The 13,403-nt window shown below is 61.4% G+C and carries 13 protein-coding genes; 7 read left to right on the forward strand and 6 right to left on the reverse strand.

The window, feature by feature from the left end:
* Positions 1 to 20 precede the first annotated feature (20 nt).
* On the reverse strand, positions 21 to 950 hold the full coding sequence (locus HJC04_RS27780; protein WP_003540275.1) for a sugar ABC transporter substrate-binding protein: 930 nt from the start codon (positions 948 to 950) through the stop codon (positions 21 to 23).
* A 116-nt stretch (positions 951 to 1,066) separates the two neighbouring features.
* On the reverse strand, positions 1,067 to 2,047 hold the full coding sequence (locus tag HJC04_RS27785) for an ABC transporter permease (RefSeq protein ID WP_097612907.1): 981 nt from the start codon (positions 2,045 to 2,047) through the stop codon (positions 1,067 to 1,069).
* A gap of 211 nt (positions 2,048 to 2,258) precedes the next feature.
* Between HJC04_RS27785 and HJC04_RS27790 the strand changes: the two genes are divergently transcribed.
* The 4 genes from HJC04_RS27790 (at position 2,259) to HJC04_RS27805 (ending at position 6,529) form a co-directional block, all read left to right on the forward strand.
* Positions 2,259 to 3,068 (forward strand): transketolase, encoded by an 810-nt coding sequence (locus HJC04_RS27790; RefSeq protein ID WP_221123389.1) that lies wholly within the window; start codon positions 2,259 to 2,261, stop codon positions 3,066 to 3,068.
* Positions 3,068 to 4,024, forward strand: a complete 957-nt coding sequence (locus HJC04_RS27795; protein ID WP_210631054.1) for a transketolase family protein — start codon at positions 3,068 to 3,070, stop codon at positions 4,022 to 4,024. The genes HJC04_RS27790 and HJC04_RS27795 overlap by 1 nt, the downstream gene beginning before the upstream one ends.
* Positions 4,025 to 4,090: 66 nt before the next feature.
* Positions 4,091 to 5,557 carry an FGGY family carbohydrate kinase gene (locus HJC04_RS27800; RefSeq protein WP_221147590.1) on the forward strand — a complete coding sequence of 489 codons (1,467 nt, stop codon included), beginning with the start codon at positions 4,091 to 4,093 and terminating at the stop codon, positions 5,555 to 5,557.
* A 21-nt stretch (positions 5,558 to 5,578) separates the two neighbouring features.
* Complete coding sequence (locus HJC04_RS27805) at positions 5,579 to 6,529, forward strand: sugar-binding transcriptional regulator (protein WP_210631056.1); 951 nt, start codon at positions 5,579 to 5,581, stop codon at positions 6,527 to 6,529.
* A 50-nt stretch (positions 6,530 to 6,579) separates the two neighbouring features.
* On the opposite strand, the gene HJC04_RS27810 is transcribed toward HJC04_RS27805, so the two are convergent.
* Genes HJC04_RS27810 through HJC04_RS27820 form a run of 3 tightly spaced genes read right to left on the reverse strand, consistent with a single transcriptional unit; the run spans position 6,580 to position 9,539 of the window.
* A complete protein-coding gene (locus HJC04_RS27810; RefSeq protein WP_221123388.1) occupies positions 6,580 to 7,332 on the reverse strand; it encodes an ABC transporter ATP-binding protein in 753 nt (250 codons plus the stop codon).
* Positions 7,326 to 8,396, reverse strand: a complete 1,071-nt coding sequence (locus HJC04_RS27815; protein WP_210631058.1) for an iron ABC transporter permease — start codon at positions 8,394 to 8,396, stop codon at positions 7,326 to 7,328. Before HJC04_RS27815 ends, HJC04_RS27810 begins: the two co-directional genes overlap by 7 nt.
* 6 nt (positions 8,397 to 8,402) lie before the next feature.
* A complete protein-coding gene (locus HJC04_RS27820) occupies positions 8,403 to 9,539 on the reverse strand; it encodes an ABC transporter substrate-binding protein (RefSeq protein ID WP_221147591.1) in 1,137 nt (378 codons plus the stop codon).
* Positions 9,540 to 9,654: 115 nt separating this feature from the next.
* On the opposite strand from HJC04_RS27820, the gene HJC04_RS27825 reads away from it, so the two are divergent.
* Positions 9,655 to 10,440, forward strand: coding sequence for a methyltransferase domain-containing protein (locus tag HJC04_RS27825; RefSeq protein WP_210631060.1), 786 nt, complete (start codon positions 9,655 to 9,657; stop codon positions 10,438 to 10,440).
* A 137-nt stretch (positions 10,441 to 10,577) separates the two neighbouring features.
* Here the strand turns inward: HJC04_RS27825 and moaA are convergent, their stop codons facing one another.
* Entirely contained in the window at positions 10,578 to 11,624 is a 1,047-nt protein-coding gene (moaA, locus tag HJC04_RS27830) for a GTP 3',8-cyclase MoaA (protein ID WP_221147592.1), read from the reverse strand.
* Between the two features lie 182 nt (positions 11,625 to 11,806).
* Here moaA and HJC04_RS27835 point away from each other — a divergent pair, with 182 nt between their 5' ends.
* On the forward strand, positions 11,807 to 12,181 hold the full coding sequence (locus tag HJC04_RS27835) for a gamma-butyrobetaine hydroxylase-like domain-containing protein (RefSeq protein WP_210631062.1): 375 nt from the start codon (positions 11,807 to 11,809) through the stop codon (positions 12,179 to 12,181).
* A 28-nt stretch (positions 12,182 to 12,209) separates the two neighbouring features.
* On the forward strand, positions 12,210 to 13,400 hold the full coding sequence (locus tag HJC04_RS27840) for a low temperature requirement protein A (protein WP_221123386.1): 1,191 nt from the start codon (positions 12,210 to 12,212) through the stop codon (positions 13,398 to 13,400).
* Positions 13,401 to 13,403 lie beyond the last annotated feature (3 nt).

Consider the following 13,403-nt stretch of genomic DNA (forward strand, 5'->3'; position numbering starts at 1 on the left):
CCTCCTCAAGACCTACTTTATCAGGGATGGTTGGCGATGAAGCCTGCCACGTTTTCCTTGGTTGTCAGCGTGGCATCCAGGAGCTGGACCGGCGGCACCTTTTCTCCGGCGACAAGCTTGGCGGCATTTTCAACCGCATCGCGGCCCATCTTCTGCGTCTGCTGCGTCGCAGTCACGTTGAAGACACCTTTGCTGAGGGCTTCGAGCGCTGCGGTGTCGCCATCGAAGCCGCCGACCACGATCTTCTGCGACGGATTGGCGACCTTGATCGCCTGGGCGGCGCCAAGGGCGAGACCGTCAGCCTGTGCGAACACGATCGAAACGTCCGGATTTGCCTGCAGCATATTCTGCATGATCTGGAAGCCTTCGTCCTGGCTCCAGATGTTGGAGAACTGCTCGGCGACGACCTTGACATCAGGATATGCCTTCAGGGATTCAGCGCAGCCCTTCGAGCGATCAACTTCCGGCGTCGTGCCCTTCTGGCCATGGATGATGACCATCTTACCCTTGCCGCCGGCTTCCTTCAGAATGTAGTCGCAGACGGCCTTGGCAGAGGCTACGGAGTCCGTCGCAAGGAATGTATCGCCCGGTGCTCCCTCGGCGTTGCGGTCAACGTTTACGACCGGGATGCCGGCGCTCTTTGCGAGCTTGACCGGAACGGTCGCAGCCGCCGCACCGGCCGGAATGTAGATCAGAGCGTCGATTTTCTGGGTCAGAAGATCCTGGATCTGGTTGACCTGTGTCGGCCCGTCGCCCTTTGCGTCGACCGTGATGACTTCGATGCCGCGCTTCTTGGCTTCGGCCTCGACCGATTGCTTGATCTGGTTGAAGAAGTTTGCCTGAAGGTTGGCAACGGCGAGGCCGAGCTTCTTCAGTTCCGCCGCGTGTACGGGGCCAAGCATGAGGCCGAGCAGTGCAGCAGACGCGAGCATGGTGCGCGCTATTTTCATTGTATTTCCTCCGTTGTTTGATGGAACCCTCGGGTATGTCCTCCCCCTCGGGGTATTGATCCGTCCCGAAGCCCGGGGCGGAATTCCGGGTCCGCCAACGCGGCGGACCCCGCTCGTCAGGCGCGACGCCGCCGAATGGTCTCCGCGCCGACCGCAAGCACGATGACGATTCCGATGATCACTTGCTGAAGAAACGGTGAGACGTTGAGAAGGTTGAGACCGTTGCGCAGGACACCGATGATCAGAACGCCGATCAGCGTTCCGCCGATGCCGCCGGCGCCGCCGGAGAGCGAAGTGCCGCCAATGACGACCGCAGCGATGGTGTCCAGCTCATAGCCCAGACCACTGGACGGCTGGACGGAATCCAGCCGGGCGGCGAGCACGACGCCGGCAAGCCCCGCAAGGACGGCACTCATGACATAGACGCCGATCGTCACCAGCGGAACGTTGATGCCGGCGAGGCGCGCGACTTCGGCGTTGCCGCCCACCGCATAGAGCATCCGGCCTTCGGACCGAAAGTGCAGGAAAAGCCAGGCCGCAAGAACCACCGCCAGCATCAGAAAGACCGTGGCTGTCATGACGCCGAAATGGCGATCGATCGCCAGCATCATGAACCAGTCGGGGAAGCCGACGATCTGCTGGCCATCGGTGATCATGTTTGCAACGCCGCGGGCGGCCGACATCATTGCCAGAGTGGCGATAAAGGCCGGAACCCTGAATTGCGTCACCAGCAGTCCGACGATCAGGCCCGATACCGCCGAGGCGATCAGCGCAAAGGCGATCCCGACCGGCAGCGGCAGGCCGGCGACATTGGCAGTCCAGCCCATGACCATCATCGCCAAAGCGAGTGCCGAGCCGACGGAGAGATCGATGCCGCCGATCAGGATGACGAAGGTCATTCCGACCGCCATGATGCCGAGAACGGTGATCTGGTCGAGGATGTTGAGGCCGTTTCGAACCGAAAGAAACGTGTCTGTGCTGACGCTCAGAAAGACGCACAGCACGAGCAGCCCGACGAGTGGGCCGGTCGCTCCCTTGAGCTTGCTCAACCACGCACCGGACGAAAGCCTGTGTTCATTGATATCGAGCGCCACCATTGCTCCTCCCTCTGCGTAGGCCTGTATCCGATATTTGTTCAGGCTAGAATAATTATTCACTCCTGCTGGAAAATTCATTAACAACTTGCTTTCCAGCTGTCAACAGGATTTCGTTTGGTGGATGTCTGTGGTACTTGGTGCAAGGGGGTTGACTAATCAGAGTCTTGTGCAAAAATATTGACGAGTGAATATTTATGCACGCGAGGAATCGATGGATACGACAGAACTTGAGCGCATCGCCCGCGAGATCCGATTGCGCGATCTTCAGGCGGTCTTTGAAGCGGGCGCCGGCCATATTGGCGGGGAAATGTCAGTGATCGACATTTTGACGGCGCTCTATTTTCGTGTGCTGAAAGTCTGGCCAGATCAGCCGAGACATCCCGACCGCGACAGGTTCGTTCTCTCAAAGGGACATACGGCATGCGCCCTCTATGTGACACTCGCAAAACGCGGTTTCATCCCGGAGGAGGAGATTTCCACCTTCCTGCAGCCGCATTCGAGGCTGAACGGACATCCGAACTGCAACAAGGTTCCGGGCGTCGAAACGAATACCGGCCCGCTCGGCCACGGTCTCCCGGTCGCAGTCGGAATGGCGAAAGCGGCCAAGCTCTCGGGTGCGAAATTTCACACCTACGTTGTCACCGGTGACGGCGAGATGCAGGAAGGCTCCAACTGGGAAGCGATCATGGCGGCAGCCCAGTTCAAGCTCGACAACTTGACGCTGGTCATCGACCACAACAGGTTCCAGCAGGGCGCGGCGCTGGCCGAAACCAACGATCTCGCGCCGCTTCGTCCGAAGCTTGAAGCCTTCGATTGGGAAGTCACCGAGATCAACGGCAACACGATGAGCGAAATCGTTCCTGCTCTCGAACACCGGGGGGCGAGACCGCATTGTATTGTCGCCCATACCAACAAGGGCCATGGAATCTCGTTCATGCAGGACCGGGTTGACTGGCACCACAAGGTGCCGAGCAAAGAACAATACGAAATCGCATTGGCAGAATTGTCGGAGGCACTGTAATGAACGCGCCAATCAACCCTCCCAAGCTCTATGATTGCCGCGACGCATTCGCCGCCACGCTTGAGCGGCTGGCCGCTGAAAACGAAACGATCGTTGCCGTCTGCAACGACTCTGTCGGTTCGTCCAAGCTCGGCGGCTTCAAGTCCAAATTTCCCGAACGCCTCGTCAATGTCGGCATCGCAGAGCAGAATATGGTCGGCGTCGGCGCAGGGCTCGCCAATGGCGGACGGCTTCCGTTCGTCTGCGCCGCCGCTCCATTTCTCACCGGGCGGTCGCTCGAGCAGATCAAGGCCGACATTTCCTACTCGAACGCCAACGTCAAGCTGGTCGGCATCTCCTCCGGCATGGCCTATGGCGAGCTCGGCCCGACCCATCACTCGATCGAAGATTTCGCCTGGACACGGGTCCTGCCCAATCTTCCGGTCATTGCGCCTTGTGACCGCATCGAAACCGCTGCTGCCGTTGCCTGGGCCGCGACCTATGACGGGCCTTGTTTCCTGCGTCTGTCACGGGTCGGCGTGCCCGACCTGCTTCCGGAAGGCCATAAGTTCGAACTTGGCAAGGCAAATCTCCTTCGCCAGGGTTCCAACGTCACCCTGATCGCCAACGGCACTTTGACCCATCGCATTCTCAAGGCGGCCGAAATCCTCGCTGAGCGCGGCATCAATGCCAGAGTGCTCAACCTTGCAACGGTTCGTCCCATCGACGAGGAGGCTATCATCACTGCTGCCAGGGAGACCGGGGCGATCGTCACAGCCGAAGAGCATTCGATCTTTGGCGGGCTCGGCTCCGCCGTCGCCGAAGTGGTGGTCGACAATGCGCCGGTGCCGATGAAGCGTCTCGGCGTTCCCGGCGTCTACGCCCCGACCGGATCGGCAGAATTCCTGCTCGACGAATTCGGGATGGCGCCTTTCGCAATCGCCGACGCCGCGCAAGCGCTGATCAAGCGCAAGTAATAGGATCCAGCGACCGGCCGAAACGTTTTTGCCGTTTCGGCCGTCACTTGATCCGGGGAGGATAGAATGCGGGCAATTCTGGCAATCGACCAGGGCACGACCAATTCGAAGGCGGTTCTGGTTTCCGAGAACGGAGAAATCGTCGGCAGAGGTTCGGCGCCGGTCGGCATCTCCTATCCGAAGCCGGGCTGGGTCGAACAAGACCCACACCGGCTCTACGCCTCGGTCTGCGAGGCGGTCGACGCCTGCCTGACGGCCGGTCGCGATGTGACGATCGAGGCCGTGGCCGTTTCCAACCAGCGCGAGTCCGTCACTGCGTGGGACGCCGATACCGGAGAGGCTCTTGGGCCGGTGGTCAGCTGGCAGTGCCGCCGAACGGCGCAGGATTGCGAACGTCTGATTGCCGAAGGCCAGCTTGACCGGGTGCAGGCGCTCACCGGCCTGCCCTTGGATGCGATGTTCCCAGGTTCGAAATTCCGCTGGCTGCTCGACCGGGTTCCGGCCGGGCGATCGGTGCGGCTGGGAACGATCGACAGCTGGCTCGTCCACTGCCTGACGGGCGGGCGCCGGCATGCCTGCGACGCGTCGAATGCCGCCAGGAGCCAGTTGTTCGATCTGAAGGAGCAGAGATGGAGCGAGGAACTCGGCGAGATTTTCGGCGTCGATATCGCGCTGCTGCCCGAGGTGCTCGACAGCTCGGCCGATTTCGGCAGAACGCAAGGGTTGCCGGGTGTGCCGGACGGCACCCCCATCATGGCCGCGATCGGAGACAGCCACGCCGCCCTGTTCGGTCATGGGGCATTCAAGCCGGGCGACGGCAAGGTGACCTTCGGGACCGGCTCGTCGGTCATGACGACGCTTCCGCACTTCATTCCCCCGCGTAACGGCGTGACAACAACCGTCGCGTGGCGTATCGGGGGGAGGCCGACTTTCGCCTTCGAAGGCAATATTCTCGTTTGCGCCGCCAGTCTTCCCTGGATGGCCGATATTCTCGGCCTTGCGGATGTGGCGGCGCTCGTCGAACTTGCAGCGAGCGCCGAGCCGGGCGGGCCTGGCTTCGTGCCGGCATTCGTGGGACTGGGGGCGCCTTACTGGAATGCCGACGCCCGAGCCCTGTTCTCCCAGATCAACTTCAATACGACACGCGCGCAAATGGCCCGGTCGGTGACCGACTCCATCGCCCTGCAGGTGCATGACGTGATCGCGGCCATGCGGACGCAGAGCGGCGGCGCGCTTGGCGCGCTCTATGTGGATGGCGGCCCGAGCCGGAACCGCTTCCTGATGCAGTGCGTCGCCAACATTATCGAACATCCGGTGATCCAATGCGAGGCACCCGAGGCGTCGGCGTTGGGCGCGGCCTATTTGGCGGGGCTGTCACTCGGTCTGTGGGGCGATCTTCAGATTGTCGCGGAGCTGCCGCGAAACACCGAGATTATCGAGCCGCAATCCCTCGATCGGGCGGGACTTCTCGATCGCTGGAATGATGCGCTCGTCCGCTCGACGTTCCGCGAAACAAAGGCTAAAGGTGAATAAAAATTCAATCTGGGATTAGCGATGACTCGCCTCAACGAACTCCGCCTCATTTCAAGGGTCGCCCAGATGTACCATATCGAGGGACGGCGACAGGCGGAGATCGCGGAGCACCTTCGCTTGTCGCAGGCGACGGTGTCGCGCATGCTGAAGCGCGCCGAGGCTGAAGATATCGTCAGAACCAGTGTGATCCCTCCCGTCGGCACCTATAGCGAGCTCGAGGCGGCGCTTCGCGAGAAATACGATCTGCCGGAGGCGATCGTCGTCGAGTGCACGGAAGATCGGGACGGCGCCATCATGGCCCGTATCGGCGAGGCAGCGGCTCATCTCCTGGAGGTGACGCTTGCGCCGGGTGAGATCATCGGCGTTTCGAGCTGGAGCCAGACCATTTTCAAGATGGTCGAGAACATTCATCCTCAGAAAAGCGCCCAGGCGAAATACGTCGTCCAGACCCTTGGAGGCATGGGAGATCCTTCGGTGCAGACGCATGCGACGCAGCTGACCACGCGGCTTGCACGGCTGACCGGGGCCGAGCCGAAACTGCTTCCCGTGCAGGGCGTGACGACGTCAAGGGAGGCAAAACTTCTGATGCAGTCCGATCCGTACGTCCGCGAGACGATGGACCTCTTCGGCAGCATAACGCTTGCGATCGTCGGCATCGGCGCCGTCGAACCATCCGAACTTCTTGCGCGTTCCGGCAACATTTTTTCGGCCCGCGAACTCTCCGATCTCGCGGAAGCGGGAGCCGTGGGCGATATTTCGCTTCGCTTCTTCGATAGGAACGGCAAGCCGGTCAAGACACCGCTTGATGATCGGGTGATAGGGCTTCCGCTCGAGGATCTCGAACGGGTGGACCGGGTCATTGCCCTTGCCGGTGGCGCCAAGAAGACCGAGGCGATCGCCGGCGCGCTGCGCGTCGGGGTGATCGATATGCTTGTGACTGACAAGTTTACCGCGCAGCGACTGACCGATTGATGGGGTAGGGGGAAGGCCCGCCTCGTCCTTCAAGGCTTCGCTCCCCTGAGTCAATGCGCCGTCCCATCGACGATGACATGATCGTGGTCCAGCGAGCATTTCTCGATCCGGGCTTTGACCATGTAAATCTCCCGCAGCATCTCCGCAGTGACCACATCTCTCGGCGCGCCGCAGGCGCGCATGCGGCCGTTGGCGATGACCATCACCTTGTCGGCGAAGCGCAGCGCCTGGTTGAGGTCGTGGATGGCGATCAGGACGAGCATGCCTTTGGCACGCGCCCGGCGGCGCATGAAATCGAGGACTTCGATCTGGCGGTGCAGGTCGAGGGCGCTTGTGGGTTCGTCCATCAGCATGATTTCGGGCTCGCGCACCAGCGCCTGGGCGATCGAGACGAGCTGGCGCTGGCCGCCGGAGAGCGCGCCGAGATCGCGGAAGGCGAGCAAAGTGATATCGAGCGCTGCCATGATCTCGTCGATGAAGCGCAGGTCGCCATCGCCGACGGCCCAGGACTGGCCCTGCTTGCGGGCGAGCAGGATGGATTCGTAGACGGTCAGCACCGCATTGGCGGAGGTATCCTGCGGCATGTAGCTGATGGCGTTTTTCGCCTTTGAGCCTTCGACGACGACACGGCCCGGGCCCTTGAGCAGGCCGGTGATGCGCTTGAAGAGCGTCGACTTGCCGGCGGCGTTCGGGCCGATCACCGCGATCAACTCGCCCGATGTCATCACCGGCGTCGTCACATCTTCGACGAAAAGCTTGCGGCCGTGATAGGCGCCGACCGACTGCAAATGAAGCGCTACCATGATCGGCTCCTGTTCGAGAGGATGAGCGAAAAGAAGAAGGGCACGCCGACGAGTGCGGTGATGATGCCGATCGGGAAGACGACGCCTGGGATGATCGATTTCGAGACGATCGAGGTCAGCGACAGCAACAGTGCGCCCGAAAGGATCGAGCCCGGCAGGAAGAAGCGCTGGTCCTCGCCGAGGATCATGCGGGCGATGTGCGGTCCGACGAGGCCGACGAAGCCGATGGTGCCGACGAAGCTGACCGGCACGGCGGCAAGCAGCGAGACGACGAGCATGGTTTCCAGCCGGATGCGGCGGACATTGACGCCGAAGCTTGCGGCCTTGTCCTCGCCGAGGCGGATGGCGGTCAGCGCCCAGGCATTGCGGGCAAAGAGCGGAAGGGCAGCCAGCAGCACGGCGAGCGTCACCCAGATCTTCGGCCACGTCGCCTTAGTGAGGCTGCCCATCGTCCAGAAGACGACCGCCGACAGTGCCTGTTCGGAAGCGAGATATTGCAGGAAGGCGAGGGCGGCATTGAAGGTGAAGACCAGGGCGATGCCGAGCAGCACCACCGTCTGTACCGAGACCCCGCGGGCCTGCGAGACGAAATGTATGAACAGCGTGGCGATCAGCGCCATGATGAAGGCATTGACCGGCACCAGCAGGCCGGCAGCAACGGGCAGAAGCGGAACGCTGGTGACGATCGCCAGGGCCGCGCCGAAGCTTGCCGCCGCCGAAATGCCCAAGGTGAACGGGCTGGCGAGCGGATTGGCGAGGATCGTCTGCATCTGCGCGCCGGCGACGGAGAGCGACGCGCCGACGACGATCGCCATGATGGCAACCGGCATGCGGATGCCCCAGACGACGGCGCGGATCTGATCGGAAACGGAGGCGGGGTCGAGGAGGGCGGAGACGACGTCGCCGAGACTGTAGCGAGCCGGCCCCCAGGCGAGATCGACGGCGAAGGACAGGCAGAGCGCTGCCGTCATGGCGAAAAGGATCAGCAGCTTGCGCCGGGCGAGAGCGCGGTAGCGCTCCCTCCCGGCTTCCACGTCGATCGAATGTGCGGCAATCTCGGCCATAGCGATTTACTGTCCGATCCTGGCGTCGAGCCAGTAACCCGGCTGATAGGCGACCGGCAGGAATTTTTCGTGGAATTCCTTGAAGGTGGCATCGGGATCGAGATCGGCAAAGAGGTTCGGGTGGAGCCATTTGGCCAGTTGCTGGACGGCGACGAACTGGTAGGGGCTGGTATAGAACTGGTGCCAGATCGCATGAACATTGCCGCCGGCCACCGCCCTGGAGCCGGTGAAAGCGGGGTTTTCCATCAGCGTGATCAGCGCCTTGCGGCTGTCGCCGATGGTGGCTGTGGCATTCGGGCCGACATTGACATAATCCTTGGCATTCTTGGTCTGGCTCCAGTTGGAGCCGGTGACGACGATGACCTCGGGATTGGAGGCGACGACCTGTTCGGCATTGATGGAGCCGGTATAACCGGGCAGGAAATCGGAGCCGAGATTGTGGCCGCCGGCCAAATCGACCATCAGGCCGAAATTATCCGGGCCGAATGTGCCGCAGCATTCCACCAGGCCGGCGGCGCGATACATGAAAACATCAGGCTTCGGCGGATTGGCCGCCTTCAGCCTGTCGGTGACGCGCGCCATCTGTTCCTTCCAGAAGCTGGCGACAGCCTCGGCACGGTCCTCATGGCCGAAGAGCTTGCCGAGAATCTTCAGGCTCGGCTCGGTGTTGGCGAGAATATGCTCGCGGAAATCGATGTAGACGATCTTCACTCCGATGCCGGAGAGCATCTCCTCGAGCTTCACTTCGTCAGCCGCCGTCTTGTTGCCGATCGGCAGAAGCAGCACGTCCGGGTGAAGCTTGACGACCGCTTCGGTCTGCAGCGTGCCGTCGGTCAGGTTCCCGAGGAAGGGCAGGTCCTTGCCCTTGGGAAACTTCTCGACATAGGCGGTGAAGCCGTCCTTGTCGGTGGTCCAGAGATCGTTGCGCCAGCCGACGATCTTGGCGAAGGGATCTTCCTTCTCGATCGGCGCGACGGCGTAGAGCATGCGGCCTTCTCCAAGGATCACACGTTCGACAGGCTTGTCGAAGCTGACTTCGCGGCCAGCCACATCCTTGATGGTAAAGGACTGGGCGGGCGCCGAAAGCGGCATCAAGCCGGCAATCGCAGCTGCGGAAACTGCGAGCATTTTCACGAAATTCATCTGGAAATTCCCCTGACGTCTGAATAATGTCCGCAGGCATAAGAAATATGACTTTGTGAATCAAGTTATATGTTTTAGAGCATTTCCAAACTGATACGACCCGGGGGTGCCTGCGATGAATTCCATGAACACGAACTACACGATCCGCGATGAAATCCGCGATTTCTGGTCGGAAAGAGCGGCGACCTTCGATCAAAGCGTCGGCCATGAAATCTTTTCCGAAGCGGAACGGAAGGGCTGGCGGCGGCTGATCCGAAAGCATCTCGGCGAGGGGCAGGGGCGCGCGGCGCTCGACCTTGCCTGCGGCACGGCCGTCATTTCGCATCTGATGAATGATGCCGGCTTCAAGGTGACGGGGCTCGACTGGTCGGATGCGATGCTGGCGCAGGCGCGCGCCAAGGCGAAGAAGCGCGGTACCGATATCCGCTTCGTCTCCGGCGACGCTGAAAACACCATGGAGCCGAAGGATAGCTACGACGCCATCACCAACCGCCATCTCGTCTGGACGCTGGTGGACCCGGCTTCGGCCTTCAAGGAATGGTTTTCAGTGCTGAAGCCGGGCGGCAAGGTGCTGATCGTCGACGGCAATATGGGCCGGGAAACCTGGGTGAAGAGCCTGCAGAAGTTTTGGACAAAGGTGACGGGCAAACCGGCGGCAAGCCACATGTCACCGGAGATGATGGCACGGCACCAGAGTATCCGCTCCCGCGTGCACTTTTCCCACGAGATGCCGGCCGAAGCGATCGTCGATCTTCTCAGCAAGGCCGGCTTCGTGGAGATTGTGGTCGACCGCAAGCTTGGCGATATTCATTGGGCGCAGGCGCGCAAGATGCCGTTCCTGCGCGGGCTGGAGCGGATGATGCAGGAGCGGTTTGCGATTTGTGCGCGTAAGCCTGGGTGATGGGGAGGGCGCTGAGCGCCGCCAGCCGTGAATGACCCCTATCACAGGAAGGGACTCTCTCGCGCCCAAGGACTTGGGCGCATTGGATTCCTGTGACAGGCACAGGAATGAGGGTGGATGGGCTTTCTCGTCAAACATCACCCGCCAGTGACACTCATATGCCGGGCCACAGCGGGACGATTATGAGTCCGGTCGATAATGAAGTCGTGGCCTTTGGGCTTGCGGGTGATGGCTTCGTCGATGGCGGCGTGGAGGAGGGCGTCGTCTTCGGTGGCGCGGAGTGCGGCGCGGAGATCCGCGGCGTCGTTCTGGCCGAGGCACATATAGAGCGTGCCGGTGCAGGTGAGCCGGACGCGGTTGCAGCTTTCGCAGAAATTATGGGTCATCGGTGTGATGAAGCCGAGACGGCCGCCGGTCTCGGCAACCCTGGCGTAACGCGCCGGGCCGCCGGTCTGGTAATCTATGTCAGTTAGCGTGAACTGACGTTCGAGATCGGCGCGCAGCTCGGAGAGCGGCAGGTATTGATCGGTGCGGTCCTCTTCGATCTCGCCCATCGGCATGGTTTCGATGACGGTGAGGTCCATGCCGCGGCCATGGGCGAAGCGCAAGAGATCGGGAACCTCGGCATCGTTAAAATTCTTCAGCGCCACGGCATTGAGCTTGATCTTCAGACCGGCTTTCTGCGCCGCGTCGATGCCTTCCATGACTTTGTCGAAATCGCCCCAGCGGGTGATCTTACGGAATTTGTCGGGATCGAGCGTATCGAGCGAGACGTTGATGCGGCGCACGCCGCAATCATAAAGTTCAGCGGCATGGCGGGAAAGCTGCGAGCCGTTGGTCGTCAGCGTCAGTTCGTCGAGGCTGGAACCGATTTTTTCGCCGAGCTTGCGCACCAGATACATGATGTTCTTGCGCACCAGCGGCTCGCCGCCGGTCAGCCTGATCTTGCTGACACCCTTGGCGATGAAGGCGGAACAGAGACGGTCGAGCTCTTCGAGCGTCAAGAGATCCTTCTTCGGCAGAAAGGTCATATTCTCCGCCATGCAATAGGTGCAGCGGAAGTCGCAGCGGTCCGTGACGGAGACGCGGAGATAGGTGACCGTCCGGCCGAAAGGATCGATCATCGGATGTGCATCTGCCTTGAGCGGCGATGCGCTGCCTATCGTTCCCACTCTCGTATTCACCAATTCCTCCGCGGCGCGATTGTAGCGCGCCAAGCCGAACCCCCGGCCGTTTTCAAGCGACATGTTTCTATTTGTGCATATGTGATTGCCCCGTCAAGGGAAACGGATTTCGCACACGCTAATTTGCGCTTGCCTCGAAAAAGCCGAACGCCTACTTCTCCAAGGGAAAGAGGGTGATAGAGATGAACGATATCTGGCCGAGCGAACTTCGCGTTTCAAAGGACCGGCAGCGGCTGGTAGTGACCTTCAACGACGGCCAGAGATTCGATCTTTCGGCCGAACTCCTGCGCGTTCTGTCACCGTCTGCCGAGGTGCAGGGCCACGGGCCGGGACAGAAGGTGACGGTGCCGGGCAAACGCAATGTCGCGATCATCTCGATGACGCCGACCGGCAATTATGCGGTTCGAATCGGTTTCGACGACATGCACGATACCGGCATCTACACCTGGACCTACCTGCGCGAACTGGGCGAACGGGGGGCAGAGCTGTTTTCGGCCTATGAGGACGAGCTTCGGGAAAAGGGCATGAACCGCGACACGGCGGAAAAGCCGCGCTGAATTTCAATACATGGCCACCGGGGGACACATGGCGAAAGCGAATAGGAAGAACTGGCTGCGCGCCAAGGGCAGCGCCGCCGGCAGCAAGGTGACCTTCCTTGAACTGTTCTTCGACCTGGTCTTCGTCTTTTCGATCTCGCAGCTTTCGCATGCGCTCGCCGCTCATTATACGCCGCTCGGCGCCGTCGAAGCGGCGCTGATGACCTTCGCCGTCTGGTGGGTGTGGATCTTCACCGCCTGGGTGACGAATTGGCTCGATCCCGACAGGATGCCGGTGCGTGGCATGCTGGTGGTGCTGATGATGCTCGGGCTGGTGCTTTCCGCCTCCATCCCCGAGGCCTTCGGAGACAAGGGATTGCTCTTTGCCGGGGCCTATGCGGCGATGCAGGTCGGACGCTCATTGTTTACGACCTACGCGATGACCCGCGTCGACCGGGCCAATACGCTGAATTTCGTGCGCATCACAAGCTGGCTAGCGGCGGCCGGCGTCTTCTGGATCGCCGGTGGCTTGCTCGAGCATGAAGCCAGGTTGATTGTCTGGATGATTGCGCTTGCTATTGAATATGCCGGGCCAGCCGCAGGCTTTGCAGTGCCGGGGCTCGGCCGTTCGGTTCCAAGCGACTGGGACGTGTCCGGCGCGCACATGGCCGAGCGCTGCGCGCTCTTCGTTATTATCTGCCTCGGCGAAGCGATCCTCGTTTCCGGCCGTACCTTTTCCGAGTTGCCGATCTCAGGACTGACGAGCATTGTCTTCGTCACCGGCTTCGTTGGCACCGTCACCATGTGGTGGCTCTATTTCCGCTTCGGCCACGGGCGCGCAGCTCATCGCATTGAGCATGAGGAAACGCCGGGTGCCTTGGCCCGGCAGGCCTTCACCTATGGGCATATTCCGATTCTGGCCGGCATCATCGTGCATGCGGTGGCGGTCGAATTCATGTTCTCGCATCCGCACGAGACGGGCGATTTCGGCGTCGCCGCGGCGGTGCTCGGCGGCTCCGGCCTGTTCCTCGTCGGCAATCTCTGGTTCAAGGGCGCGACTAGCGGTCAGATACCGCTGTCGCATCTTGCCGGCCTCGTGCTTGTGGTCCTGCTGGCCTTCGTGGCCCCCTTCATCGAGATCTATCTGCTGGGCATTCTGGCGACGCTGGTGCTGATCATCGTCGCCGCCTGGGAGTACCGATCGCTGAGCGGCGCGTCGACGGCACCGTCGCTGCATTGATCA

The organism is Rhizobium sp. NLR8a (genome assembly GCF_019685235.1).
Taxonomy (GTDB): domain Bacteria; phylum Pseudomonadota; class Alphaproteobacteria; order Rhizobiales; family Rhizobiaceae; genus Rhizobium.

Bases quoted from the DNA above. Each gene is read 5' to 3' on its own strand.
- HJC04_RS27795 (WP_210631054.1), top strand. From the start codon at position 3,068: ATGAACGCGCCAATCAACCCTCCCAAGCTCTATGATTGCCGCGACGCA.
- HJC04_RS27785 (WP_097612907.1), bottom strand. From the start codon at position 2,047: ATGGTGGCGCTCGATATCAATGAACACAGGCTTTCGTCCGGTGCGTGG.
- HJC04_RS27820 (WP_221147591.1), bottom strand. From the start codon at position 9,539: ATGAATTTCGTGAAAATGCTCGCAGTTTCCGCAGCTGCGATTGCCGGC.
- HJC04_RS27800 (WP_221147590.1), top strand. From the start codon at position 4,091: ATGCGGGCAATTCTGGCAATCGACCAGGGCACGACCAATTCGAAGGCG.
- HJC04_RS27815 (WP_210631058.1), bottom strand. From the start codon at position 8,396: ATGGCCGAGATTGCCGCACATTCGATCGACGTGGAAGCCGGGAGGGAG.
- HJC04_RS27840 (WP_221123386.1), top strand. From the start codon at position 12,210: ATGGCGAAAGCGAATAGGAAGAACTGGCTGCGCGCCAAGGGCAGCGCC.
- HJC04_RS27790 (WP_221123389.1), top strand. From the start codon at position 2,259: ATGGATACGACAGAACTTGAGCGCATCGCCCGCGAGATCCGATTGCGC.
- HJC04_RS27805 (WP_210631056.1), top strand. From the start codon at position 5,579: ATGACTCGCCTCAACGAACTCCGCCTCATTTCAAGGGTCGCCCAGATG.
- HJC04_RS27825 (WP_210631060.1), top strand. From the start codon at position 9,655: ATGAATTCCATGAACACGAACTACACGATCCGCGATGAAATCCGCGAT.
- HJC04_RS27810 (WP_221123388.1), bottom strand. From the start codon at position 7,332: ATGGTAGCGCTTCATTTGCAGTCGGTCGGCGCCTATCACGGCCGCAAG.
- HJC04_RS27780 (WP_003540275.1), bottom strand. From the start codon at position 950: ATGAAAATAGCGCGCACCATGCTCGCGTCTGCTGCACTGCTCGGCCTC.
- HJC04_RS27835 (WP_210631062.1), top strand. From the start codon at position 11,807: ATGAACGATATCTGGCCGAGCGAACTTCGCGTTTCAAAGGACCGGCAG.